This is a genomic window from Colwellia sp. SU-HH01217 (assembly GCF_057543495.1).
The window spans coordinates 1-793 of record NZ_BAAJLX010000043.1 but is presented as its reverse complement, the minus strand read 5'-3'; the positions used below and the strand labels follow the sequence as shown (position 1 = coordinate 793).

Annotated in this window: 2 protein-coding genes; both read right to left on the bottom strand. The window is 36.2% G+C overall.

All coding sequences use genetic code 11. From position 1 onward, the window contains the following. Positions 1–231 precede the first annotated feature (231 nt). Entirely contained in the window at positions 232–477 is a 246-nt protein-coding gene (gene brnA / locus AC27G3_RS18150) for a type II toxin-antitoxin system BrnA family antitoxin (protein WP_487124043.1), read from the bottom strand. Further along, positions 467–730: a BrnT family toxin gene (locus AC27G3_RS18145; RefSeq protein ID WP_487124041.1), complete on the bottom strand. Its 264-nt coding sequence runs from the start codon at positions 728–730 to the stop codon at positions 467–469. Before AC27G3_RS18145 ends, brnA begins: the two co-directional genes overlap by 11 nt. Positions 731–793 lie beyond the last annotated feature (63 nt).

Sequence of the window (793 nt, the reverse complement as noted above, 5' to 3'; positions counted from 1 at the left end):
AAAAAGTTAAGAATTAAAGGGATTTACACTACATGGAAGTTTGAACGCTAAACGCGACAGGTAAAACCTAGACACTTCCTGTGATTGACCACTTCGATTAACAAACTCACCAGAATTTGAAACCACTTTCCCTAATAAAACTTAATAGCAAACTAACGCCCAAATAACAGGCTAAGTAATGGTTGGCTATAATTGTGTAGCGAAGCGAAACGTAGCCAACTGTTACGTGTCCTAGTTGATTTGCTTGTTAGCAGCTTGTTGCTCCAATCTTTCGACTAGCCAAACCTTGATAATGGATTGTCGTGTTACACCAACGCGGCTTGCCTCTTTATCAAGAGAGTCAATTACCCAAGATGGAAAATCCACATTTACCCTTTTCTGTGCTTGGTTAGGACGAGATATAGTTGATAAATCTAAATCATCAAGTATATCCTCTTCGTTAACATCGAATTTTTGATCAAATTGTTCAGTTTTCATATATTGATACCTCCGCTTTACGTGAACGTCTAACTGAGATAATTCTGATAGTGTCTTCACGATATGTAATAACAGCAGACCAGAATTTACCCGCAATAGTACCTATAATTAAGTAGCGTTGCTCCCCTTCAGATTTAGCTTTTACTTGAAGTAAATCCGGATCAGCCCAAAGCTCTTGAGCATCAATAAAATTTATTCCATGCTTATCGAAGTTGGTGCTACTTTTATTTGTGTCAAATTCAAATCTACACATAAGGATAAAAAATATACCTTTATCACTCAAATGTCAATTTAAATACTGAAATATGAAAAGCTG

Bases quoted from the DNA above. Each gene is read 5' to 3' on its own strand.
- AC27G3_RS18145 (WP_487124041.1), bottom strand. From the start codon at position 730: ATGTGTAGATTTGAATTTGACACAAATAAAAGTAGCACCAACTTCGAT.
- brnA (WP_487124043.1), bottom strand. From the start codon at position 477: ATGAAAACTGAACAATTTGATCAAAAATTCGATGTTAACGAAGAGGAT.